Below are 19,824 nucleotides of genomic sequence, written 5' to 3'. Positions count from 1 at the left end.
CAATGCCTAAACCCTTTCTCAGTATCGAGCGTCTGACGCAGAAATTCCCCGACGGTCAGGGGGGCACCCTGACCGTTTTCGAAAACGCCACCTTTGGCATCGAAAAGGGAGAGTTCGTCTGCATCCTTGGCCACTCTGGCTGCGGCAAGTCGACGATCATGAACATCCTTGCCGGGTTGGCTGAGCCGACTTCGGGCGTGGTCAAGATGGATGGAACCGAGGTCTCCGGCCCGTCGCTGGACCGCGGGGTGGTGTTCCAGAACTATTCGCTGCTGCCCTGGCTTTCGACCCTGAAGAACGTCACCTTTGGCGTGAAGGCGCGCTATCCCGACTGGTCCAAGGCCAAGGTCGAGGAACACGCCCGGGAATATCTGGCCATGGTCGGGCTTGAAGGCGACGTGGTTCAGCGCAAGCCGAGCCAGCTTTCGGGCGGCATGCGTCAGCGGGTTTCCATCGCGCGGGCCTTTGCCAACCATCCCAAGCTTCTGCTGCTGGATGAACCCTTTGGCGCGTTGGATGCGCTGACCCGGGGCACCATTCAGGACGAACTCCTGAAGATCTGGGGCGGGACCGAGCAGACGGTATTCATGATCACCCATGACATCGATGAGGCGATCTTGCTGGCTGACCGCATCCTGCTCATGACCAACGGTCCTTTTGCCCGCGTGGCGGAGTCGGTGGAGATCACCATCCCGCGTCCGCGCAGCCGTACCGAGATCGTCGAACATCCCAACTACTACGCCATCCGGAACCACCTGGTGCAGTTCCTTGGCCAGAGGTCGAAAGAACTGGCCGGACAGAAAAGCGACGATCCCGATCAGCGGCCCGAAACCGTGCGGATCGACAAAACTGCGGCAGAACCCGCCACCGAATCCGCACCAGAACCGGAACCTGCCCGCCACCTGCAGGCGGTCAACAACTGACAGGTCGGCGCGGCCGACTGAAGACAAATCAGGAGGACAACAGATGAAAGATACTTTTGAGGTGCCCACGATGATGAGCAAAGAAGACGTGACCATGATGATCCTCTCGGCCAAGAAACAGGCCGGGATGACCTGGGAAGGCATCGCCGAAAAGATCGGCATGTCGCCGGTCTGGACCCATTCGGCCTGCATGGGCATGAATGGCTTTCCCAAGGACAAGGCCGAAGCGCTGGTGACGGCCCTTGCCCTGCCGCAAGAGGCGGTCTCGGTTCTGGAAGAGCCGCCGACCAAGGTCTGGGAACAAGCCATCCCCACCGATCCCTGCATCTATCGACTGTACGAAATCGTCGGCGTCTACGGCCCGACCATCAAGGCGCTGATCGAAGAGAAATTCGGCACCGGCATCATGTCGGCCATCGATTTCGATATGCAGGTGATCCGCGTGCCCCATGAAAAGGGCGACCGGGTGAAGATCGAGATGTCCGGCAAATACCTCGGCTATAATTCCTGGTAAGCCATCAAGCGGCCCATGTGCATTGGAACATGGGCCGCAGAAACCGCCGCCCCGGCCGTTCCGCCCGATCCTCTTCCCGGGCAGGATGGTCGGGGTGGTCTATTTTGGATCAGTGGTTCAGCTGCGCGCGCAGCTCTTCTGCCTCGCGGCGGGCATCGCGCAGACCTTCCATGGCCGCGCTCAGCTCGGCTTCGGTCTGGGTCAGCTGGTTGGTCAGTTCCGCTTCGCGCTGTTGCAGATAGGTAATGGCCTGATCGCGGGTCTCTTCGGCCTCGTGCAATTCCTGGCTCATCCGGTCCAGATCGGCCACGTCGCTTTGCTTGACGCGGGTGAACCGGTGCACCAGCCAGTTGGCGAACCAGCCCATCGCGAAGGCGGCAAACAGGATGATTGCGGTGGTGAGGATGAACTCTGTCCTGTTCATTGGCCCGATGTCTCCTGTTCTGTGTCGCCGGTCTCAGTGTCAGCCGCCTGTGCGTCGTCACCTTGCGTATCGTCAGCCTGGGTTTCGGTTTGCGTATCAGCCTCAGTGCTTTCGGCCTCTGCTGCTGTCTCCTCCACGGGCGCCGCGGCGCTGTCGAGGGTGCTTTCCTCGCTCTCGCCGGTTGTCGGCAGCAGCAGGCGGAAATCGATGCGGCGGTTGGCTTCGCGGCCTTCCTCGGTGTCATTCGAGGCGATCGGGCTGCTTTCGCCAAATCCACGCGCGATATAGGTCGAGGTCAGGATCCGCCGCGCCCGCAATTCGTTGAGCACCGATTGCGCCCGCGCCTGGCTGAGGTTCTGGTTCATCTCCTCACGGCCCTGACTGTCGGTGTGGCCCTGAATTTCCAGCCGCACCGGGCCGCATTTCTCAAGGATCGCGGCGATCTTGTCGATGATCACGTTGCTGCCGGCCTCCACCGTGGCCGAGCCGGGCTCAAAGGTGATCTTGCCATTCTCCAGCTGCACGCTGGTCAGCGCCGCCTGGCACAGCTCCGGCGCCATCGGTTGATCCTTGGGCGCGGGCGGCTCTTCATAGGTGATGTCGAGCTCATAGTCTTCGGCCTCGCCCAGTTTGGCGGAGAGGAACTTGGCGATCTCGGAGGAGGCATCCTTGCGGTAGCTCATGCCGCGCAGGGTCAGATCCTCCGGCGTGACGCTGACTGCACCGCGCTCCAGATAGGAAAGCGCCTCAAGCCCGGCCAGCACCCGCACCGGCCAGTCGGCAGGGAGGCCTTCGGCCACCCGCGCCGCAGTATAGACGCTGTCGGAGCCGAACCGCGCCTTGGCATAGCTGTCGGCGATGGTTCGGGTGGCGGCATCGGTGATGCGCCCGCGTAGCTGCACCTGGCCTTCGGGGCTGAGCGTGGCGGTGAATTCGGGCGGTCCGGCAGCGGCATCGGTTTCCGGCATAGGCAGCACCGCATGCAAAGCAAAGACTTGCGGCAGCGCGGTTTCCAGCTCTCCAACCACCGTGTCGAACTGGGCCTCCGGCGTGCCTTCGGCGGCGACAAGGGTGATATCGGCGTTGGCGATGGTGACCGATCCCTGACCCAATTCCGCAAGGCTCTGAATGCTGAGTTCGGCGGCGTCGGCCCATGTGGGGGAGGGAACCCCCATGCCAATCACGCAGTCAGCCTCTCCCTCCAGCCCGGCAGCGCGGGCGGCGGACAGGATGCGGGCGCGGCTTTCCTCATCCTCGGCTGAGCAGGCATCGAACCGGGCGCCGCTTTCGGAAATCAGGAACCGCAGGGTAAAGGGCGTGATCACCGGGCGCGGTGCCGCAATATCAAGGCTGAGACGGATCTGCGGCGGTGCCATCTTGCTCAGCTGGCGTTCGAAGCTGTCGCGTTCTTCGACGCTGTCGGCGATTGCGGTCACTGAAACCGCGCCTGCCTCGACCGAGATCTTGGAACGCGGCAGCAGCTCCAACGCCGCGACGCCAAATTTCAACGCTGGGTCCCAGCCATCGGGGGGCGGGTAATCGGCGGTTTCCAGAAGATCGGCGACCTTCTTGTTGTTGTCTTCGGCGATCCGGTCCAGCTGACCGACCAGCGTCTCGCGCGAGGCGGACAGCGGGATCAACCCGCTGATTGAAATCCCCCGATCATTGCGCAGGATTTCCGCCGAAAACCGCGGCGGCGCCAATCCGTCCGAGGGCGGCACCGTGATATCGTCGATCACCCGCGCCGCATCGACAATGCTGCCTGCCAGAGAAATCGCTGCAAACCGGGTGGCCTCGTCCGGGGCGGTGCCCTGCAGGGTGACCCGCAGCCCGTCGGCGGTGACCTCGGCCCAGTGCAGGCCCGCAACATCCAGAGACCGGCGCACTTCGCGCTCGCTGCCACGCTCGACGGCTGTGACGGCAAACCCCGCTGCGATCAGGCTCAGCCCTGCCGCCGCGGCGAAGGACAAAGTCGGGATCAGAAACGAAGACAGGCGCATTGCAACAGCATTCCCAGATACGGTTGGGCTCTGTCATACAGGCCAGCGGCGGCCTGTTCAATCACACGAAAGTGGCCACGGCAAAGAAGATCAGCGGAATCAAGCCGGTATCGCGGTTGAGCCGGAACAGCTTCAACAGGCGTGGGTTGTTTTCGGGATCAAATACGCGCAATTGCCAGGTCATGTGCCAGCCCATAGCCCAGGGACCGGCAAGCGCAATCAGCAGGGTCAGCAGGTTGGCATCGACATGTGCGGCCAGCACCACGGCAAGGGCCATCAGGCCCACGGTTGCCACGATGAAACGGCGCAGCCAGCTGGGGCTGTTGTCGCCAAACAGGCGGGCGGTGGATTTGACGCCGATCAGCGCGTCGTCCTCGGTGTCCTGATGCGCATAGATGGTGTCATAAAACAGCGTCCAGGCAATCCCCGCCAGATAGAGGATGACCGGCGGCCAGGCCAGCGATCCGGTATGCGCCACCCAGGCCAGCATCGCCCCCCAGTTGAAGGCCAGCCCAAGGAAGATCTGCGGCCACCAGGTGAAGCGTTTGGCAAAGGGGTAGACGGCAACCGGCAACAGCGCCAGCACGCCCATGCCGATGGCAGCCCAGTTGAAGGTCATCAGGATGCCAAAGGCCACAAGCGCCTGCGCGCACATCCAAGTCACCGCGCCCCGCACCGAGACTTGACCCGAGGGGATCGGGCGCGACCGGGTGCGCTCGACCGCGCCGTCAAAGTTGCGGTCGGTGATGTCGTTCCAGGTGCAGCCCGCGCCGCGCATCAGCCAGGCGCCAAAGCCGCAGGCGACAAAGATCCAGGCGTCCTGCCAGACCGGGGTGTCATCCCAGAGGATGGCCAGCGCCAGACCCCACCAGCAGGGGATCAGCAACAGCCATGTGCCGATCGGGCGGTCTGCGCGGCTCAGCCGCAGATAGGGGCGCGACCAGGCGGGCGCGTGGGTGTCCACCCAATTCCCCTTGACCGCATCTGCGACCTGACCATCTGGTGTTGGCGATTGCCCTTGCATATGTAGGACCTCATGAGTGCGAAGATCAGACTGTATGTAGAGCACCCCTTGGGGGCAGGGCAAACCATTCCTTTGGACCGGGATCAGGCGCATTACCTCTTTGGCGTGATGCGGCAGGCTGTCGGCGCCAAGGTAGCTTTGTTCAACGGGCGGGATGGGGAGTGGCTGGCCGAGGTGGCCGAAGCGGGCAAACGCGGCGGGGTTCTGGCCTGCCTTGAGCAGACGCGCCCCTTGCAGATGCCGCCAGACCTGTGGCTGATTTTTGCCCCGATCAAGAAGGCGCGCACCGATTTTATCGTCGAAAAAGCCGCCGAGATGGGCGCGGCGCGGATCATGCCGGTGCAGACCGAATTCACCAATTCTGAGCGCATCCGTCAGGACCGGCTGCAGGCCCACGCGGTGGAGGCTGCCGAGCAATGCGGTGGTACCTTCGTTCCCGAGGTGACGGACCTGCAGAAACTGTCGCGCCTGCTGGATCACTGGCCGCAGGAGCGTCAGCTGATGTTCTGCGACGAGGCCGAGGTGGGGCAGAGGCTGTTTCTGGACCGTGTTGAGGGCGACGGTCGTCCGGGGGCGGACGGGCGCTGCCCGGCCTATCGTCCGGGCGAAGTCTCTCAGCCAGGATCCTGGGCCATCCTCATCGGTCCCGAAGGCGGGTTTTCTGAGGTGGAGCGTAAGCGTCTGCACGGGATGCAGCAGGCCCATGTGGTCAGCCTTGGCCCGCGGATCCTGCGCGCCGACACCGCAGCGGTGGCGGCAATGACCCTGTGGCAGCAAAGTCTCGGGGATTGGTAACATGGTCTGGCGCGCCGCCCGCGCGGCTGACATTCCGCCGGTAGAGCGCCTGCTGCTCCAGCATTTGCAAAGCTCGATGTTCCTTCTGGGCAACCTGCAGGATCCCGGCAATGGACAGGTGATGGATCTTTGGGTGCAGGATGACCACTCGGGCGTCTTTGGTCTGACAGAGGCGGGCATGGTGCTGATGCAGGCGCCCCACGCGCGCGCCGAAGACTGGCAGGAGGCATCTGCGCTGCTGGCCGGGCGGAGCATCGCGGGCTGCGCTGGAGAGACAACCCAGCTGCGCACCTTCCTCGCCGCTAGCGATCTTGTCTCCCGCCCGACCCGGCTGGATGAAGACGAGCCGGGGTTCTCCCTTGACCTTGACCAGTTACAGATACCGGATGCCGAAGAGGCAGAGCTGATCCCGCTGGCCGCGGCGCCGCGCGATCTGGTGCTGGACTGGCGGGCGGCCTATCACCGCGAAGTTCTGGGAACCTCGGATGATGTTTGCGAAGAAAAGGCGGCGCAGGATATCGCCGGTTACCTCGATCGTGACAGTCACCGGGTCCTTGTTATTGCAGGCCAGCCGGTTGCCATGACAGGGTTCAATGCCCAGATACCGGAGGTGGTGCAGATCGGTGGCGTCTATACACCGCCGGATTTGCGGGGCAGGGGGGTGGCCCGCCTTGCCGTCGCCCTGCATCTGGACGAGGCCCGCAAGGCCGGGGCGCAGCGGGCCGTGTTGTTCGCCGCCAGCCCGGCAGCAGCGCGCGCCTATGAGGCAATCGGGTTCCGGCCCGCTGGATCATTTTCTCTGGTGCTTTTTGCCCCGGAACAGGAGGTGCCATGAGTTTCATCCGACCCGAAGCACAGGCCAGCCTGTGGCGCTGGCGCGAGCTGATCGTCGCGGCGCTGATGCTGCTGGTGGGGCTGAAGTGGGCTTTCACCTTCTATGGATTTACCGCCATGACCGGCTGGGCGCTGATCGCGGTCGGGCTGGTTCTGGCCGTGGTAGGCGCGCAGCGGTTGCGCTTCCGGCTGGGCGCGGGCGGGCCGGGTGTGGTCCAGGTGGACGAAGGGCAGATCGCCTATTTCGGCCCTCTCACAGGTGGCGCCGTTGCGGCCTCTGAAATCGAACGGCTGCGGCTGGATCACACCGCGAAACCGCCCCATTGGGTGCTGGAGCAGCCGGGGCAGCCGCCGCTGGCGATCCCGGTGAACGCCGAAGGTCACGAGGCACTGTTTGACGTCTTTGCCAGCCTTCCGGGGCTGCGCACGGAACGGATGCTGGCCGAGCTGCGCAAGGCCGGTGCTCACCAGGTCGTGATCTGGGAGCGCATCCCAAGCCGACCCACCCACCAAAGGCTGCATTGACACCGGCGTCGTTTGGCCCCACTTCTGACCGCCGAAAACAGCGAAACAACAGGACGGAGTGCCCGGCATGTCCATTCCCCAGTCCGGCGGCGGACCGATCGAACGCCACGAACAGATGGCCGAATACCTGGCCTCCGGCTGTAAACCGAGCGCCGACTGGCGCATCGGCACCGAGCACGAGAAGTTCGGCTATTGCAAGGACACGCTGAAACCGCTGCCCTACGCCGGTCAACGCTCGATCCAGGCGGTGCTGGAAGGGCTGCGCGACCGCTATGGCTGGTCGCCGGTCACCGAAGGCGGCAACCTCATTGGTCTGACCAAGGATGGCGCCAACGTCAGCCTTGAACCCGGTGGGGCGCTGGAGCTTTCGGGCGCGCCTCTGGAAACCATTCACGAGACCTGCGACGAGGTGAACGTCCACCTGCGCGAGGTGAAGGAAATCGCCGACAAGATTGGCGTCGGTTTCATCGGCCTTGGCGCTGCTCCGATCTGGACCCATGACGAGATGCCGCTGATGCCCAAGGGGCGCTACCGGCTGATGAACGATTACATGGCCAAGGTCGGCACCATGGGCCGGGACATGATGCGCCGCACCACCACGGTGCAGGTGAACCTTGATTTCGCCTCCGAGGCCGACATGGTGCAGAAACTGCGCGTCGCCCTGGCGTTGCAGCCGGTGGCAACTGCGCTGTTTGCCAATTCGCCTTTCTTCGAAGGTAAACCGAACGGCCACAAGTCCTGGCGCAGCAAGATCTGGCGCCATCTCGACGATGCCCGCACCGGCATGCTGCCCTTCGTCTTTGAAGAGGGCATGGGATTTGAACGCTACGTGGAATACGCGCTCGATGTGCCGATGTATTTCGTCTACCGCGATGGTGAATACATCAACGCGCTGGGTCAGTCCTTCCGCGACTTCCTCAATGGCAAACTGCCCGCGTTGCCCGGTGAAACCCCGACGCTCAGCGATTGGGCCGACCACCTGACCACCGCCTTTCCCGAGGCGCGGATCAAGAAATACATGGAGATGCGCGGCGCCGATGGCGGCCCCTGGCGCAGGCTCTGTGCGCTGCCGGCCTTCTGGGTGGGGCTGATGTACGACCAAAACAGCCTTGATGCGGCCTGGGATCTGGTCAAGGGCTGGGATGCAGAAACCCGCGAGGCCCTGCGCGTGGGCGCGGCGGAACAGGCGCTGCAGGCCGAGGTCGGCGACATCAAGATGCACGATCTGGCGCGTCAGGTGCTGGAGATTTCCGAGGCAGGCCTCAAGGCGCGCGCCCGTCCCGGCGCTGGTGGCATGGTCCCGGACGAGACGCATTTCCTCAACGCTCTGAAGGAAAGCATCGACAGCGGCAAGGTCCCGGCAGATGAGCTGCTGGAGCATTACCACGGCGACTGGAACGGCGATCTGACCCGGATCTACGCCGAATACAGCTACTGATCCAAAACGTAAAACGGGGCGCCGCTGAGACGCCCCGCTTTCTGGGACCTGCGCTCAGGCGGCGCTGGTGACCGGTTTGCCTGTGGGCACTGTAGCAGGTGGGTTAACCGCCTCGCGGACCACGGCGCGCAGGGTGGCGACGGCGTGGGCGAAGCCGAGACCGAGGCAGATCGCAGCAAAGCCGAGCGTGGGCAACAGGCCCCAGACACCTAGGTTAAGCACCGGCATCGCGGCGCCGATCAGCCCGATGCCCCCGAGGGCGATCATGGCATAGCCGGTTGCGATGGTGACGCCTGCCGCCTGCGCGGCACGGCCCGATTGTGGGCAGTCGCCTAAGATGCTGGAAATTTTGAGGATCATCAGGGTCATCGCGGTGACCATGAGGAGGGCGAGGGCGAGGTAGGTTGCGATTTGAAACAGCATGGTGGTGTCCTTTCGATTCAGAGGGGTTGTTTGTAGAAATCACGTTTGAGAGAGGCGTAAATGCAGCCGCTAATCCAGCCCCAGATAGGGGCAAAGAGACTTCCCCAAACCAAGCGCATGCCATCCCAGCTTTGTGTGGAACGGGACATGTCAGGCAGTTGTAGAATGATCCCAAACAGAATGAGGTTGGTAAGAAATGCCAGCCCTGCCCATGCTTCCGGAGTGGAGTCGCGCATGGCCAGGTAGGCCAGCATTATTGGTGTTCCGGCCAGAACATAAACTGGTCCGCCGATAAGGGTGGCGAAGGGGCTGATCAGAGTCGGTGCTCCTATCAATCCAGCCAGCAGCGGCCCGCCGACGACGGCGAGGGCGAAGGCAACGGGGTCCACCAGGTGGCGCTTTGCCACGACTTCGGGCTCAGTATTTTTTAACCTATCAGTTATTTCTGTCATTTGTGAAATCTCCAGGTAAAATTTTTTGGGCAGGTCTAGTCGGATTTACCGCCGGGCAGGAAGCGCACCAGTTTCGATCCCATCTTCAGCACCGCCAGATGCACCGCGCGGGGCAGGCGGGAAAAGTCCATGTACCAGTCATCAAACATCTGCATCACGCGCAGGGTCTCGCCCATGCGCGCCTTGATGACCTTGGGGGTGTTGTCCTCTTCGGCCTCGGCCATGACCTCTTCGAGGGCGCGTAAGGTAGGGGCGAACTCGCGTTCACGGCGGGCGGCGATCACGGCATCCACCAGATCGAACATGTCGCGGATCGAGGTGAAATGATCGCGTCGGTCGCCCAGCTGGCGGGAGGATTTGACCAGCCCTTGTGACTGTAGTTCCTTTAGCCCGTTGGATACGTTGGAACGGGCAAGGTTCAGCGTGTCGCAAATTTCCTCGGCGGTCAGCGCATCGGGCGAGATATGCAAGAGCGCGTGGATCTGCGCAACAGACCGGTTCACGCCCCATTTGGAGCCCATTTCCCCCCAGTGGAGGATGAAGTTCTGCATGGCCGGGGTGAGGTTCATTCGAGTGATCCTGAAATTTCTGTAATTGCAGAAATAACTGGATCGCGAGTCGAGTCAAGAAAAAACCGGCGGCAGGGGAATCCTGCCGCCGGGTAAAGCGTCCGTGAGTGAGGTCGCTTTTGCTAAGGCGTGGGAACCTTACTGGTTCTGCAGCTCAACCGGATCTTTGTGCTCGATGTCGCCCCAGTTTGCGTCGGCTTTTTCGATGAAGCCTGCGACGTCACCTTCCCAGCGCTCCTGGATGTCGGTTGCCAGGTTCAGGTACAGTTTGTCGTCAACGATTTTCCACAGGGTCGGGTCGCCGTCGAATTTGAAGCCCATGGCCGCGCCGAATGCGCAGTATCCGCCGTACTCGGGCAGGTAGGCTTCGGGGTTCTTTTCAAATGCAACTTTGTTTTCTTCGGAAGCAAAGCGATACAGAGCGTCGTTGTGCAGCGCGGTGATTTTCCAGTTGCCGGGGGTCGGCTCACCAACGGTGAAATATGCAACCGGGTCGTAGCCTTGCAGGGCCAGGCCGGTCGAGGACGCGTTCAGTTCCACGCCTGCTGCCATCGCCGAAGTCGCCAGTGCAACGGACAGCGCGACACCGCTCACAATAGTCTTGAATTTGTTCATGGTTCCATCCTTTGGAATGCGGGCCGATGGCGAAATGCGCCATGTGTCGGCCCTTGGGTCGATAGTCTGCGTGCAACCCTTTGCGGCTGTCACAGCACCCATGTGGAGGCAGAGGCGCTCACGTTCAAAACAACTCATAGTGACTGCGCTTGGTGGCACTTTTGGGTGTTCAGAACTGCACATCACAAGGCTGCGTATTTTCTGTGATGGGGGTACGGCGCCTGCGGTCGCAGTGTCGAATGTTGCGCCGCACCAGCGTATTGCGAACAAAGGACAGGGAGCCTGACCGGATGAACAGGGTCTGACGCAAAAGAATGGTTAAAACTGCTTTTGCGCGGCAGGGAGCTTTAACCATTGCATGCTAGGAACCGGACCGCACATCCGATCAAGAGTCATCATGTTTAAAATTCGCTCCGAGGCCGACAAATGGAAATATGTCGTGGGCATTACCGGCATGGCCGTTTGCCTTTCGGTCCTGCTGACATGGCTGTTGCTGGGGGATGGGCTGTCGACCGATATGCTTCGGGCTTCGATTCTGGGGCCGCTGCTGATCGCACCGCCTGCCTGCCTGATGTCGGCCAACCGCTCGCTTGAAATCCACCAGCTTAACAAACAGCTGGAGCATCTTCTGGCCCATGACCAGATGACCAACCTGCTCAGTCGCAGTCATTTCATGCGGCAGATGCATGAGATGCAGGGGGATCTACGGGGCAGTTTCCTGATGCTGGATATCGACCTGTTCAAGCAGGTGAACGATACCTATGGCCACCTTGTGGGGGATGAGGTGATCCGCCGCGTCGCCGCGGTGATTGAAGAACACGTGAAGCAGGACGGGCTGGCGGCGCGCTATGGCGGCGAGGAATTCGTGGTCTGCCTGCCGCAAAAGGATCTCGATGATGCCATGCAGCGCGCCGAGGACATCCGGCAGGCGGTGGAGCGGCAGACCGTCAAGGTGCTGGACAAAGAGCTGAACTGCACGATTTCCATCGGGCTTGGCTATGCCGATGGCCGCAACCCGGTGGAGGAGGTGCTGCGGCGCGCAGATGAGGCGCTTTATCTGGCCAAGCGTCAAGGTCGCAACCGCGTTGGGGCGCCGCTGCCGCTGGCCACATAGGCCGGGTGCGCCGGGTGCGCCGGAGTTATTTCTGGCCGATTTTCGGTTCGGTTCCGGCGCGCAGGCGGGCGATGTTTTCCGAATGGCGCCAGAAAACGATCACGGTCAGGGCAATGGTCAGCGTCACGATCTGCGGCACACCCAGCAGCAGTGCCCAAACCGGGGCGGCCAGCGCTGATAGGAGCGCCGAAGCCGATGACATGCGGGTGATCGCAGCGCCTGCCAGCCAGGTCAGGCAGGCAGCAACGCCCACCGGCCAGGCCAGGGCCAGCATCAGGCCCAGGAAAGTCGCAACGCCCTTGCCACCCTTGAAGCCGAGCCAGACCGGGAAACAATGGCCGAGAAAAGCCGCAAGCCCCGCCAGCTGCGCCGCGTCCTCTCCGGCGAGCATCCGTGCCAGAACCACCGCGGCCGCGCCCTTGCCGCCATCCAGGAGCAGCGTCAGCAAGGCCGCCAGTTTCGATCCGGTGCGCAGCACATTGGTGGTGCCGATATTGCCCGATCCAATGTCCCGCAGGTTGCCAAGTCCCATCAGCCGCGTCAGCACCAGACCAAAGGGAATTGACCCCAGCCCGTAACCCACAAGGGCCCAGAGCAGCATCATCAGGAACGGGGTGTCGAATGCAGGCATCAGTCTCTCCGGAAAACGGGCGCGCCGGCCACATAGGTTGCCAGCACTCTGCCCTGCATCCGCTGGCCGTCAAAGGGGGTATTCTGCGATTTCGATTTCAGCGTAAAGCGGTCCAGCACAAAAGGCACATCCGCATCGAACAGGATCAAGTCCGCAGGTGCCCCGGCAGTGAGGCGTCCGCAAGCCAGACCCAGCCGTTTTGCCGGGTTCAGGGACATCGCCCGGAACAGGGTCGGCAGATCCAGTTGCTCGGCATGATACAGGCGCAGGGCTGCGGGCAGCAGGGTTTCCAGTGCGACGGCGCCGGCAGCGGCTTCTTCAAACGGCAGGCGTTTGCTTTCCTCATCCTGCGGCGTGTGCATCGAGGAAATCGTGTCGATCAGCCCGCTGCGCACCGCTTCTATCACCGCCAGCCGGTCTTCTTCCGCGCGCAGCGGCGGTTTCACCTTGAAGAAGGTGCGGTAGTCGGCCACGTCGAGCTCATTCAGGGTCAGGTGGTGGATCGAGGTGCCAGCCGTGATGTCCAGCCCATTGGCCTTGGCACGCTCCAATGCGGGCAGGGCGCGGGCGGTGGTGATCTGGTCGGCGTGATAGCGCGCGCCGGTCATCTCCAAGAGTGCGATATCGCGGTCCAGCCCCATGCGCTCCGCCATGGGAGAGACCGCAGGCAGGCCGCGTAGGGTGGCGAATTTGCTGCTGCTGGCGGCGGCGCCCGCGCTCAGCACCGGTTCCTGCGGGTGGGCGATCACCAGCGCGCCGCAGCTCTTGGCATAGGAGAGCGCGCGGGAAAACACCTTGGTATTGGCCACCACGTGATCGCAGTCGGAAAAGGCGACGGCGCCCGCATCCAGCAGAAAACCGATCTCGGTCATTTCGCGCCCTTCGCGCCCCTTGGTCAGGGCGGCCATAGGTAGCACGTTGACCGGCGTGTCGGCTTGGGCGCGGCGGGTGACGAATTCCAGCGTTTCGGGACTGTCGATTGCGGGATTGGTGTCCGGGCGGGTGATCATGGTGGTGACACCCCCCGCCGCCGCCGCAAGGCCGGCGGTCTTGTAGCTTTCCTTGTGCCGCTCACCCGGCTCGCACACCTTCACGCCAATATCGACGATACCGGGGGCGAGGCATTTGCCGCCGCAATCGACCACTTCGGCCTCTGTCGGGTCAATGTTTCGCGCGCGAAACAGGTGCTCTGCCTGCGTACCCTCGGGCAGGATTTCGGTAATCTGACCGTCCGCGACAAGCACAGCCCCCGGCGCATCCGTTCCGGCCTCGGGGTCGATCAGTCGGGCATTGATGAACAGAGTGGTCATGCGCGGGCTCTTTCGATGGCTGAGAGGGTGGCGGCCGGATCGGCCTGATACTTAATTAGGTGCTTGTCACCGCCCCTGGTGATGATCTGGACATAGCTGGCCATCGACCGGGCGGTCTCGATCTCACCCAGCGGCACCCGGCGTTCGGCGGGGCCGGTCAGCACACCATCTGCGATGCGCCAGACGACGGCCATTTCCTCGCTCGCAAGATACCAGCCGCGCAGGGCGATGGCAGCAAGCCCGCCGATGGCGCCGGTCCAGATATGCGGATTGCCCGCCGCCCAGAGGATCCCCATGCCCGCCGCCATGGCAAAGGCCGCCATCCAGGCGTGGGCGCGGATATAGGCGCTGCGGTCGGGGGTGAAGGTGATCTCGTCGGTACCCTGCTGCATGTCAGCGCACCAGCAGATAGAGCACGAGCCCGACCAACCCCATCACCACCGCAAAAAGCGTGGCGCCGATGCGGCGGGCCTCGGCGCGCGCTTTGCGCGGGGCCAGCTTCGGTGCGGAATAGGGTTTGGCGCTTTCGGTCTCAATCGGGGCGCCGCTCCAGCTGGTGCCGGGCGTGCCGTAGGTGGCGACGGGCTGGATCTGCTCGGCGGGCGTCAGGCGCATCTCGCGTCCGCCAAAGGCGCGCGAGCGGATCACCATGACATGTCCTTCGAGCGCGGCAAGGCGCTCCCGGTCCGGGGCGATCTGCTCTTCCGGAACGCCCATGCCTTCGGTCAGGTAGCCTGCCAGACCAAGCTCTTCGAGGTCGCTGACCGGGAAGATTTCGACCTGTTCCATATCCAGCGCATCAATCCCCAGCACCTGCGCCAGTGCGCCTGGCTCGCGCAGAAAGACGGCCTGTTCGAGGCGCATGTCGAGCTGGAACAGGCGGATCACGCCGTGTTCGCCCGCAGGGATATGTATGACACCCTCCACCGGGATCAGCCCGCCTCTGCGACGCGGTCGGCGCGCAGGTTGCGGGCCAGAAGATCCATTGCGGCCATGCGCACAGCGACGCCCATTTCCACCTGCTCCTGAATGACCGAGCGGTTGATGTCATCGGCGATGGTGCCGTCGATTTCGACACCGCGGTTCATCGGGCCGGGGTGCATGACGATGGCGTCGGGTTTGGCCAGCGCCAGCTTTTCGGCATCGAGCCCGTAGCGGTGGTAGTATTCGCGTTCGGAGGGGATGAAACCGCCGTCCATGCGTTCCTTTTGAAGGCGCAGCATCATGACGACATCAACACCCTCAAGCCCCTCGCGCATGTCATCATAAATCTCGGCGCCGAATTCGGCGAAATGGCCGGGCACCAGCGTTGGCGGCCCGATCAGGCGGATGCGGTTTTCCATCTTGCCCAAGAGGATCAGGTTTGAGCGCGCCACGCGGCTGTGGGCGATGTCGCCGCAGATCGCGATGTTGAGGCGATGCAGCCGTCCCTTGGCGCGGCGGATGGTCAGCGCATCCAGCAGCGCCTGCGTCGGGTGTTCATGCCGGCCGTCGCCCGCGTTCAGCACCGCGCAGTTTACCTTTTGCGCCAAAAGGTCCACGGCGCCGGAATGGGGATGGCGCACCACCAACAGATCGGGATGCATCGCATTCAGCGTCATCGCTGTGTCGATCAGCGTCTCACCCTTTTTGATGCTGGACGCCTGCATCGCCATGTTCATCACATCCGCGCCCAGCCGTTTGCCGGCCAGTTCGAAGCTGGCCTGCGTGCGGGTGGAGTTTTCAAAGAACATGTTGATCTGCGTCAGCCCCGACAGCACGTCGGAGTGTTTTTCCGGGCGGCGGTTCAGATCCACGTAGGTATCGGCCAGATCCAGGATCTCGGTGATCTCATGGGGCTTCAGATGCTCGATCCCCAACAGATGACGGGCTGCAAAACCGGGGCCGGTGGGGGGTGGGGAAACATGAGACATGAGGCAGGCTCCGCGCTGTTTGCGCGCCCTTATAGGCGCGGCGTCGCTGCCGGGCAAGGCACCGTGCTGCCGCCGCGGACTGGTTTGGCTCAAAGGTGTTACCTCTTGTCCCGATGCGCAAGTCTCTGGTTCCGCTTGGCGCTGAGGCAGAGTAGCTTTGCGCCATGGAATCGGCATTGGATTATCACAGCGCCCGCGCCTTGCTCGCGTGGCAGATCGAACTGGGCGCAACCGAAGCCCTGTGCGAGACGCCCGTGAACCGCTACGAGCTGGAGCAGCAGGCGCCCAAACCCGCGCGCGGCGCCCAGCCTAATGCACCGCAGCCCGGACAGATCCAGCGCCTCCCCGAGGTGGACCCGGTCGAAGTCGCGCAAAAGGCCGCCGCAGCTGCGACCTCCCTGCCTGCCCTTCGCGAGGCGATGGCCGCCTTCGATCACTGCGAGCTGAAGCGCGGCGCCCGCAATCTGGTGTTCTGCGACGGTCAGGCCGGTTCCCGCGTGATGATCATCGGAGAGGCCCCGGGTCGCGACGAGGACCGCGAGGGGCGGCCTTTCGTGGGCCGTGCCGGGCAATTGCTGGACAAGATGCTGGGTGCCATCGATCTGGACCGCGGCAAGAACGTCTATATCACCAACGTGCTGCCCTGGCGCCCGCCACAGAACCGCGATCCGCTGCCTGCGGAAATGGCGATGATGGTGCCTTTCCTGAAACGCCACGTGGAGCTGGCCGAGCCGGAGGTGCTGGTGCTGATGGGCAATATCAGCTGTCAGGCGGTCTTGGGCAAACGTGGCATCACCCGGCTGCGCGGTCAGTGGGATCAGGTCTGGGGCAAGCCGGTGATCCCGATGTTCCACCCGGCCTACCTCTTGCGCCAACCTGCGCAGAAACGCGCCGCCTGGGCCGACCTTCTGGAGCTGAAGGCGCGGCTCACCGCCCTTTGACGAGGCTTTGCACATGAATATTCTTGCCTTTTCCGACCTGCATCTGGCCCGCGCCCGCGCTGCCGATCTGGTGGCGGCCAGCGCCGATGCAGATCTGGTGGTGGGTGCCGGTGATTTTTGCAACGGGCGGCAGGGGCTGGATCAGGCGATGGAGCTGCTTTCGGGTATTACCGCGCCGATGGTCATGGTCGCCGGCAATGCCGAAAGTGCCGAAGAGCAGCGCGCTGCTGCGCCCGGGCATGCCCATGTGCTCCATGGTAATGGTGTTACAATCGATGGCATTACCTTCTGGGGGCTGGGCGGCGGCGTGCCGGAAACACCCTTTGGCGCCTGGTCCTGGGATCTGTCCGAAGACGCAGCCGAGGACCTGCTCGCACCCTGCACGCAGGCAGACGTGCTGGTGACCCATTCGCCGCCCAAGGGGCTGGGCGATCTCACCTCCACCGGCCTGTCGGTCGGCTCCACAGCGATCCGGGCTGCGATTGAGCGCCTGCAGCCGCAGCTGGCCCTGTTCGGTCACGTGCACGAGGCCTGGGGCACGCGCGGGAAGATCGGGCAGACGGCCTGTGCCAACCTTGGCCCGACGGCCAGTTTTTTTGAGGTGAGCAATGATTGATCCGCTGACGCTTCTTGCCTTTGTGCCCGCGGCGCTGGCGCTGAACCTGACGCCGGGGGCGGATATGATGTTCTGCCTTGGGCAGGGGCTGCGCTCGGGGCGGCGCGCGGCGGTCGCGGCCAGCGCCGGGATCACGGCCGGGTGTTTCGTGCATGTGGCACTGGCGGGTCTCGGCCTTGGCGCGGCGGTTGCTGCGGTTCCGGGACTTTTCGATGTAATCCGTTGGGTCGGCGTGGCCTATCTTCTCTATCTCGCTTGGACCACCTTCCGCAGCGGGCCTGTGACGGGCGATGCGCCTGCGGTGCCCGCGGCGCGGGCCTTTCGTTCCGGTTTTCTGGTGAATCTCACCAACCCCAAGGTGATCCTGTTCGTCCTCGCCTTTATCCCGCAATTCGTGGTCCCCGAGGCGGGCCCCGTGCTGCTGCAGTTCCTGATCTTCGGTGCGGTCCTGTCGCTGGGCGGTTTCGTGATCAACGGGTTGGTCGGGATCTTTGCGGGGCAGGCCGGACGGCGGCTGATCACCAACCCGGTGGCGGGGCGCTGGCTGGGGCGGATCTCTGGCGGTATCTTCGCCAGTCTCGCGCTGAGGCTGGCCATTCTGGAAAAAGCATAAGGCGTAGCAGACCATGTCGCGTATCGATGAGAGCAAAGACTTCATTCCCGTCCGCATTGCCATCCTGACCGTCTCGGACAGTCGCTCTCTGGAGGAGGACCGCTCCGGGCAGGTCCTGGTGGATCGGCTGACCGAGGCAGGGCATGTGCTGGCCGACAGGAAAATCCTGCCGGATGAGCGCAGCGAGATCGCCGATCAATTGCGCGCCTGGGTGGCGAACCCGGAGGTGGACGTCGTGATTTCCACCGGCGGCACCGGCCTTACGGGCCGCGATGTCACGGTCGAGGCGCACCGCGATGTCTATGAAAAGGAAATCGACGCCTTCGGTACCGTCTTCACCATCGTGTCGATGCAGAAGATCGGCACCTCGGCGGTGCAGTCGCGGGCCACGGGCGGTGTTGCCGGGGGCACGTATCTGTTCGCGCTGCCGGGCAGCCCGGGCGCCTGCAAGGACGGCTGGGACGAAATCCTGGGCAAACAGCTCGATTTCCGCCACCGCCCCTGCAATTTCGTCGAGATAATGCCCCGTTTGGACGAACATCTGCGACGGAAGTGATCCGCGGCCGCGTGTAACCTCGTAACGGGTATGTTCAGTTGCTATCTTTTCAGGTGGGCGATTGCGCCTGCCCGGGTGTTGTGCGGGATCGAAGCGGCAACATCTGCCACCGGAAGGAATATGAATGCGGTTTTTGCGGCATAGTTTGACGGGTCTTTTTCTGACGGCGGCGATGCTGGGTCTGCTGCTCTACGCGGGCTGGCTGGTGATGGGCGCGGTGCAGGCGCGGCTCAATGCCGAACCGCGCACGCCGCCTGCGCGCGAGCGCGTTTTTGCGGTGCGGGTAGTCTCGGCTGATGTACAGACCATCGCGCCAGAGCTGATCGCCTTTGGCCGCATCGACAGCCGTCGGACGCTGGAGTTGCGCACCGCGTTGGCCGGTCGGGTCATTCACCTGTCCGAGAATTTCGAAGAGGGGGGCGGCGTCGAGGAAGGCGCGCTGCTGGTGCAGATCGATCCTGCCGATGCGCAGGCGGCACTGGACCGGGCCGAGGCTGACATGATGGATGCCCGCGCCGAAGAGCGTGATGCGGGACGGGCCCTGATCCTGGCCAATGATGAGCTCGAAGCCGCGCAGGATCAGGCGGAATTGCGTGGCAAGGCCTATCAGCGGCAGCTGGATCTTGAGGAACGAGGTGTCGGTACCACGGCAACGGTGGAAACCGCAGCGCTGGCGGCAGCGCAGGCACGGCAGGCGGTGATTTCCCGCAGGCAGGCGATTTCGCAGGCCGAGGCCCGGGTGGATCAGGCCAAGACGCGGGTGGCCCGCGCCGGGATTGCGCTGGAAACCGCACAGCGCGATCTGGCGGATACCACGATTTCGGCCGCCTTCAGCGGTACCTTGCAAGCGGTCAGCCTGGTCGAGGGGCGCCTCGTCTCGGCCAATGAAAAACTCGCCGAACTGGTGGACGCGGACCGGCTGGAGGTGGCTTTCCGGGTTTCGACCCTGCAATACGCCCGCCTGCTGGATGATGCCGGGCACCTGATCGAGGCCCCGGTGCGGGTGATGCTGGATGCTGCCGGGGCCGCGCTGTCGGCCACCGGGCAGCTGTCGCGGGTCAGCGGCGCCGCCGGGGACGGGCAGACCGGCCGTCTGGTCTATGCGCGCCTTGATGCGGCGCCAGGGTTCAAACCGGGGGATTTTGTGACCGTTTCGGTGACCGAACCGCCGGTGGAGAATGTCGTGCGGGTGCCTGCCTCGGCGCTGGGCAGCGATGGTCAGGTGCTGGTGCTGGGCGCCGAAGACCGGCTGGAGGCGCTGCCTGTGGAACTGGTGCGCAGGCAGGGCGATGCGGTTCTGATCCGGGGCGAAGGCCTAGCAGGGCGCGAGATCGTCACTGGGCGCACGCCCCTTCTGGGCGCGGGTATCCGGGTGCGGCCGCTGCGGATCGACGCCAAGGCTGAGATTGCCCCCGAAGCCGCAGGGCCTGAGCTGATAGAGCTGACCGAGGATCGCCGCGCCCGTCTTGTCGCTCTTGTCGAAGGCAACGCGCGGATGCCGGAAGAGGCTCGCAAACGGGTGCTGGCGCAGCTCTCGGAAACGGCGGTGCCTGCGCAACTGGTCAACCGTATCGAAGCCCGCAAGGGAGGCTGA

At 63.6% G+C, this 19,824-nt stretch carries 24 protein-coding genes; 12 read left to right on the top strand and 12 right to left on the bottom strand.

The annotated features are described in order from the left end of the window. The first annotated feature begins 2 nt into the window (after positions 1-2). Complete coding sequence (locus tag SM766_RS06985; protein WP_368947325.1) at positions 3-923, top strand: ABC transporter ATP-binding protein; 921 nt, start codon at positions 3-5, stop codon at positions 921-923. A 43-nt stretch (positions 924-966) separates the two neighbouring features. Next, positions 967-1,437 carry a cyanase gene (gene cynS, locus SM766_RS06980; RefSeq protein ID WP_237028372.1) on the top strand — a complete coding sequence of 157 codons (471 nt, stop codon included), beginning with the start codon at positions 967-969 and terminating at the stop codon, positions 1,435-1,437. A 109-nt stretch (positions 1,438-1,546) separates the two neighbouring features. Here the strand turns inward: cynS and SM766_RS06975 are convergent, their stop codons facing one another. The 3 genes from SM766_RS06975 to ubiA all read right to left on the bottom strand — a co-directional run bounded on the left by SM766_RS06975 (position 1,547) and on the right by ubiA (position 4,885). Next, positions 1,547-1,861 (bottom strand): hypothetical protein, encoded by a 315-nt coding sequence (locus tag SM766_RS06975; RefSeq protein WP_274866876.1) that lies wholly within the window; start codon positions 1,859-1,861, stop codon positions 1,547-1,549. After that, entirely contained in the window at positions 1,858-3,861 is a 2,004-nt protein-coding gene (locus SM766_RS06970; RefSeq protein WP_368947324.1) for an OmpA family protein, read from the bottom strand. Before SM766_RS06970 ends, SM766_RS06975 begins: the two co-directional genes overlap by 4 nt. 61 nt (positions 3,862-3,922) lie before the next feature. Then, positions 3,923-4,885 carry a 4-hydroxybenzoate octaprenyltransferase gene (gene ubiA / locus SM766_RS06965; protein WP_368947323.1) on the bottom strand — a complete coding sequence of 321 codons (963 nt, stop codon included), beginning with the start codon at positions 4,883-4,885 and terminating at the stop codon, positions 3,923-3,925. Positions 4,886-4,897: 12 nt separating this feature from the next. Here ubiA and SM766_RS06960 point away from each other — a divergent pair, with 12 nt between their 5' ends. The 4 genes from SM766_RS06960 (at position 4,898) to SM766_RS06945 (ending at position 8,477) form a co-directional block, all read left to right on the top strand. Next, the gene (locus SM766_RS06960) at positions 4,898-5,680 is read left to right on the top strand and encodes a 16S rRNA (uracil(1498)-N(3))-methyltransferase (protein ID WP_368947322.1); all 783 of its coding nucleotides are present in this window, start codon (positions 4,898-4,900) and stop codon (positions 5,678-5,680) included. Between the two features lies 1 nt (position 5,681). Continuing rightward, the gene (locus tag SM766_RS06955; protein ID WP_368947321.1) at positions 5,682-6,515 is read left to right on the top strand and encodes a GNAT family N-acetyltransferase; all 834 of its coding nucleotides are present in this window, start codon (positions 5,682-5,684) and stop codon (positions 6,513-6,515) included. Then, positions 6,512-7,039, top strand: coding sequence for a hypothetical protein (locus tag SM766_RS06950; RefSeq protein WP_368947320.1), 528 nt, complete (start codon positions 6,512-6,514; stop codon positions 7,037-7,039). The genes SM766_RS06955 and SM766_RS06950 overlap by 4 nt, the downstream gene beginning before the upstream one ends. Positions 7,040-7,106: 67 nt before the next feature. Then, positions 7,107-8,477, top strand: a complete 1,371-nt coding sequence (locus SM766_RS06945; protein WP_274827554.1) for a glutamate--cysteine ligase — start codon at positions 7,107-7,109, stop codon at positions 8,475-8,477. A 54-nt stretch (positions 8,478-8,531) separates the two neighbouring features. On the opposite strand, the gene SM766_RS06940 is transcribed toward SM766_RS06945, so the two are convergent. The 4 genes from SM766_RS06940 to SM766_RS06925 form a co-directional block, all read right to left on the bottom strand. Next, entirely contained in the window at positions 8,532-8,900 is a 369-nt protein-coding gene (locus tag SM766_RS06940) for a hypothetical protein (RefSeq protein WP_368947319.1), read from the bottom strand. 17 nt (positions 8,901-8,917) lie between these two features. Further along, the gene (locus tag SM766_RS06935; RefSeq protein WP_065272449.1) at positions 8,918-9,352 is read right to left on the bottom strand and encodes a hypothetical protein; all 435 of its coding nucleotides are present in this window, start codon (positions 9,350-9,352) and stop codon (positions 8,918-8,920) included. Positions 9,353-9,387: 35 nt separating this feature from the next. Continuing rightward, positions 9,388-9,921 (bottom strand): GbsR/MarR family transcriptional regulator, encoded by a 534-nt coding sequence (locus SM766_RS06930; RefSeq protein ID WP_065272450.1) that lies wholly within the window; start codon positions 9,919-9,921, stop codon positions 9,388-9,390. A gap of 138 nt (positions 9,922-10,059) precedes the next feature. Further along, positions 10,060-10,536 carry a YHS domain-containing (seleno)protein gene (locus SM766_RS06925; RefSeq protein ID WP_065272451.1) on the bottom strand — a complete coding sequence of 159 codons (477 nt, stop codon included), beginning with the start codon at positions 10,534-10,536 and terminating at the stop codon, positions 10,060-10,062. A gap of 397 nt (positions 10,537-10,933) precedes the next feature. Here SM766_RS06925 and SM766_RS06920 point away from each other — a divergent pair, with 397 nt between their 5' ends. Then, a complete protein-coding gene (locus SM766_RS06920) occupies positions 10,934-11,650 on the top strand; it encodes a GGDEF domain-containing protein (RefSeq protein WP_274827559.1) in 717 nt (238 codons plus the stop codon). Between the two features lie 25 nt (positions 11,651-11,675). Here the strand turns inward: SM766_RS06920 and plsY are convergent, their stop codons facing one another. From plsY to SM766_RS06895, 5 genes are read right to left on the bottom strand one after another with little or no spacing between them, the layout of a single operon-like run. Beyond that, positions 11,676-12,281, bottom strand: coding sequence for a glycerol-3-phosphate 1-O-acyltransferase PlsY (gene plsY, locus SM766_RS06915; protein WP_368947318.1), 606 nt, complete (start codon positions 12,279-12,281; stop codon positions 11,676-11,678). Then, on the bottom strand, positions 12,281-13,591 hold the full coding sequence (gene pyrC / locus SM766_RS06910; protein ID WP_368947317.1) for a dihydroorotase: 1,311 nt from the start codon (positions 13,589-13,591) through the stop codon (positions 12,281-12,283). The genes plsY and pyrC overlap by 1 nt, the downstream gene beginning before the upstream one ends. Then, complete coding sequence (locus tag SM766_RS06905; protein WP_368947316.1) at positions 13,588-13,983, bottom strand: hypothetical protein; 396 nt, start codon at positions 13,981-13,983, stop codon at positions 13,588-13,590. The genes pyrC and SM766_RS06905 overlap by 4 nt, the downstream gene beginning before the upstream one ends. Position 13,984: 1 nt before the next feature. Continuing rightward, on the bottom strand, positions 13,985-14,518 hold the full coding sequence (locus SM766_RS06900; protein WP_368947315.1) for a hypothetical protein: 534 nt from the start codon (positions 14,516-14,518) through the stop codon (positions 13,985-13,987). Positions 14,519-14,523: 5 nt separating this feature from the next. After that, positions 14,524-15,504 carry an aspartate carbamoyltransferase catalytic subunit gene (locus SM766_RS06895; protein WP_274839403.1) on the bottom strand — a complete coding sequence of 327 codons (981 nt, stop codon included), beginning with the start codon at positions 15,502-15,504 and terminating at the stop codon, positions 14,524-14,526. Between the two features lie 164 nt (positions 15,505-15,668). Here SM766_RS06895 and SM766_RS06890 point away from each other — a divergent pair, with 164 nt between their 5' ends. The 5 genes from SM766_RS06890 (at position 15,669) to SM766_RS06870 (ending at position 19,824) form a co-directional block, all read left to right on the top strand. Continuing rightward, positions 15,669-16,445, top strand: coding sequence for a uracil-DNA glycosylase (locus tag SM766_RS06890; RefSeq protein ID WP_368947314.1), 777 nt, complete (start codon positions 15,669-15,671; stop codon positions 16,443-16,445). Between the two features lie 13 nt (positions 16,446-16,458). Next, positions 16,459-17,061: a metallophosphoesterase family protein gene (locus SM766_RS06885; RefSeq protein WP_368947313.1), complete on the top strand. Its 603-nt coding sequence runs from the start codon at positions 16,459-16,461 to the stop codon at positions 17,059-17,061. Further along, positions 17,054-17,674, top strand: a complete 621-nt coding sequence (locus tag SM766_RS06880; protein WP_368947312.1) for a LysE family translocator — start codon at positions 17,054-17,056, stop codon at positions 17,672-17,674. Before SM766_RS06885 ends, SM766_RS06880 begins: the two co-directional genes overlap by 8 nt. Before the next feature lie 13 nt (positions 17,675-17,687). Then, positions 17,688-18,230: a molybdenum cofactor biosynthesis protein B gene (gene moaB, locus SM766_RS06875; RefSeq protein WP_274834649.1), complete on the top strand. Its 543-nt coding sequence runs from the start codon at positions 17,688-17,690 to the stop codon at positions 18,228-18,230. Between the two features lie 124 nt (positions 18,231-18,354). Then, positions 18,355-19,824, top strand: a complete 1,470-nt coding sequence (locus SM766_RS06870; protein ID WP_368947311.1) for an efflux RND transporter periplasmic adaptor subunit — start codon at positions 18,355-18,357, stop codon at positions 19,822-19,824.

The sequence above is a fragment of the Pseudophaeobacter sp. A-200-2 genome (assembly GCF_041008815.1).
GTDB lineage: Bacteria > Pseudomonadota > Alphaproteobacteria > Rhodobacterales > Rhodobacteraceae > Phycobacter > Phycobacter gallaeciensis_A.
Note: the sequence above shows the minus strand (reverse complement) of the source record. Positions and strands in the feature narration are given on the sequence as shown.

Bases quoted from the DNA above. Each gene is read 5' to 3' on its own strand.
- SM766_RS06950 (WP_368947320.1), top strand. From the start codon at position 6,512: ATGAGTTTCATCCGACCCGAAGCACAGGCCAGCCTGTGGCGCTGGCGC.
- SM766_RS06895 (WP_274839403.1), bottom strand. From the start codon at position 15,504: ATGTCTCATGTTTCCCCACCCCCCACCGGCCCCGGTTTTGCAGCCCGT.
- SM766_RS06955 (WP_368947321.1), top strand. From the start codon at position 5,682: ATGGTCTGGCGCGCCGCCCGCGCGGCTGACATTCCGCCGGTAGAGCGC.
- SM766_RS06940 (WP_368947319.1), bottom strand. From the start codon at position 8,900: ATGCTGTTTCAAATCGCAACCTACCTCGCCCTCGCCCTCCTCATGGTC.
- SM766_RS06970 (WP_368947324.1), bottom strand. From the start codon at position 3,861: ATGCGCCTGTCTTCGTTTCTGATCCCGACTTTGTCCTTCGCCGCGGCG.
- SM766_RS06930 (WP_065272450.1), bottom strand. From the start codon at position 9,921: ATGAACCTCACCCCGGCCATGCAGAACTTCATCCTCCACTGGGGGGAA.
- SM766_RS06985 (WP_368947325.1), top strand. From the start codon at position 3: ATGCCTAAACCCTTTCTCAGTATCGAGCGTCTGACGCAGAAATTCCCC.
- SM766_RS06870 (WP_368947311.1), top strand. From the start codon at position 18,355: ATGCGGTTTTTGCGGCATAGTTTGACGGGTCTTTTTCTGACGGCGGCG.
- moaB (WP_274834649.1), top strand. From the start codon at position 17,688: ATGTCGCGTATCGATGAGAGCAAAGACTTCATTCCCGTCCGCATTGCC.
- SM766_RS06890 (WP_368947314.1), top strand. From the start codon at position 15,669: ATGGAATCGGCATTGGATTATCACAGCGCCCGCGCCTTGCTCGCGTGG.
- SM766_RS06925 (WP_065272451.1), bottom strand. From the start codon at position 10,536: ATGAACAAATTCAAGACTATTGTGAGCGGTGTCGCGCTGTCCGTTGCA.
- SM766_RS06945 (WP_274827554.1), top strand. From the start codon at position 7,107: ATGTCCATTCCCCAGTCCGGCGGCGGACCGATCGAACGCCACGAACAG.
- SM766_RS06880 (WP_368947312.1), top strand. From the start codon at position 17,054: ATGATTGATCCGCTGACGCTTCTTGCCTTTGTGCCCGCGGCGCTGGCG.
- ubiA (WP_368947323.1), bottom strand. From the start codon at position 4,885: ATGCAAGGGCAATCGCCAACACCAGATGGTCAGGTCGCAGATGCGGTC.
- plsY (WP_368947318.1), bottom strand. From the start codon at position 12,281: ATGCCTGCATTCGACACCCCGTTCCTGATGATGCTGCTCTGGGCCCTT.
- pyrC (WP_368947317.1), bottom strand. From the start codon at position 13,591: ATGACCACTCTGTTCATCAATGCCCGACTGATCGACCCCGAGGCCGGA.
- SM766_RS06905 (WP_368947316.1), bottom strand. From the start codon at position 13,983: ATGCAGCAGGGTACCGACGAGATCACCTTCACCCCCGACCGCAGCGCC.
- cynS (WP_237028372.1), top strand. From the start codon at position 967: ATGAAAGATACTTTTGAGGTGCCCACGATGATGAGCAAAGAAGACGTG.
- SM766_RS06975 (WP_274866876.1), bottom strand. From the start codon at position 1,861: ATGAACAGGACAGAGTTCATCCTCACCACCGCAATCATCCTGTTTGCC.
- SM766_RS06885 (WP_368947313.1), top strand. From the start codon at position 16,459: ATGAATATTCTTGCCTTTTCCGACCTGCATCTGGCCCGCGCCCGCGCT.
- SM766_RS06935 (WP_065272449.1), bottom strand. From the start codon at position 9,352: ATGACAGAAATAACTGATAGGTTAAAAAATACTGAGCCCGAAGTCGTG.
- SM766_RS06920 (WP_274827559.1), top strand. From the start codon at position 10,934: ATGTTTAAAATTCGCTCCGAGGCCGACAAATGGAAATATGTCGTGGGC.
- SM766_RS06960 (WP_368947322.1), top strand. From the start codon at position 4,898: ATGAGTGCGAAGATCAGACTGTATGTAGAGCACCCCTTGGGGGCAGGG.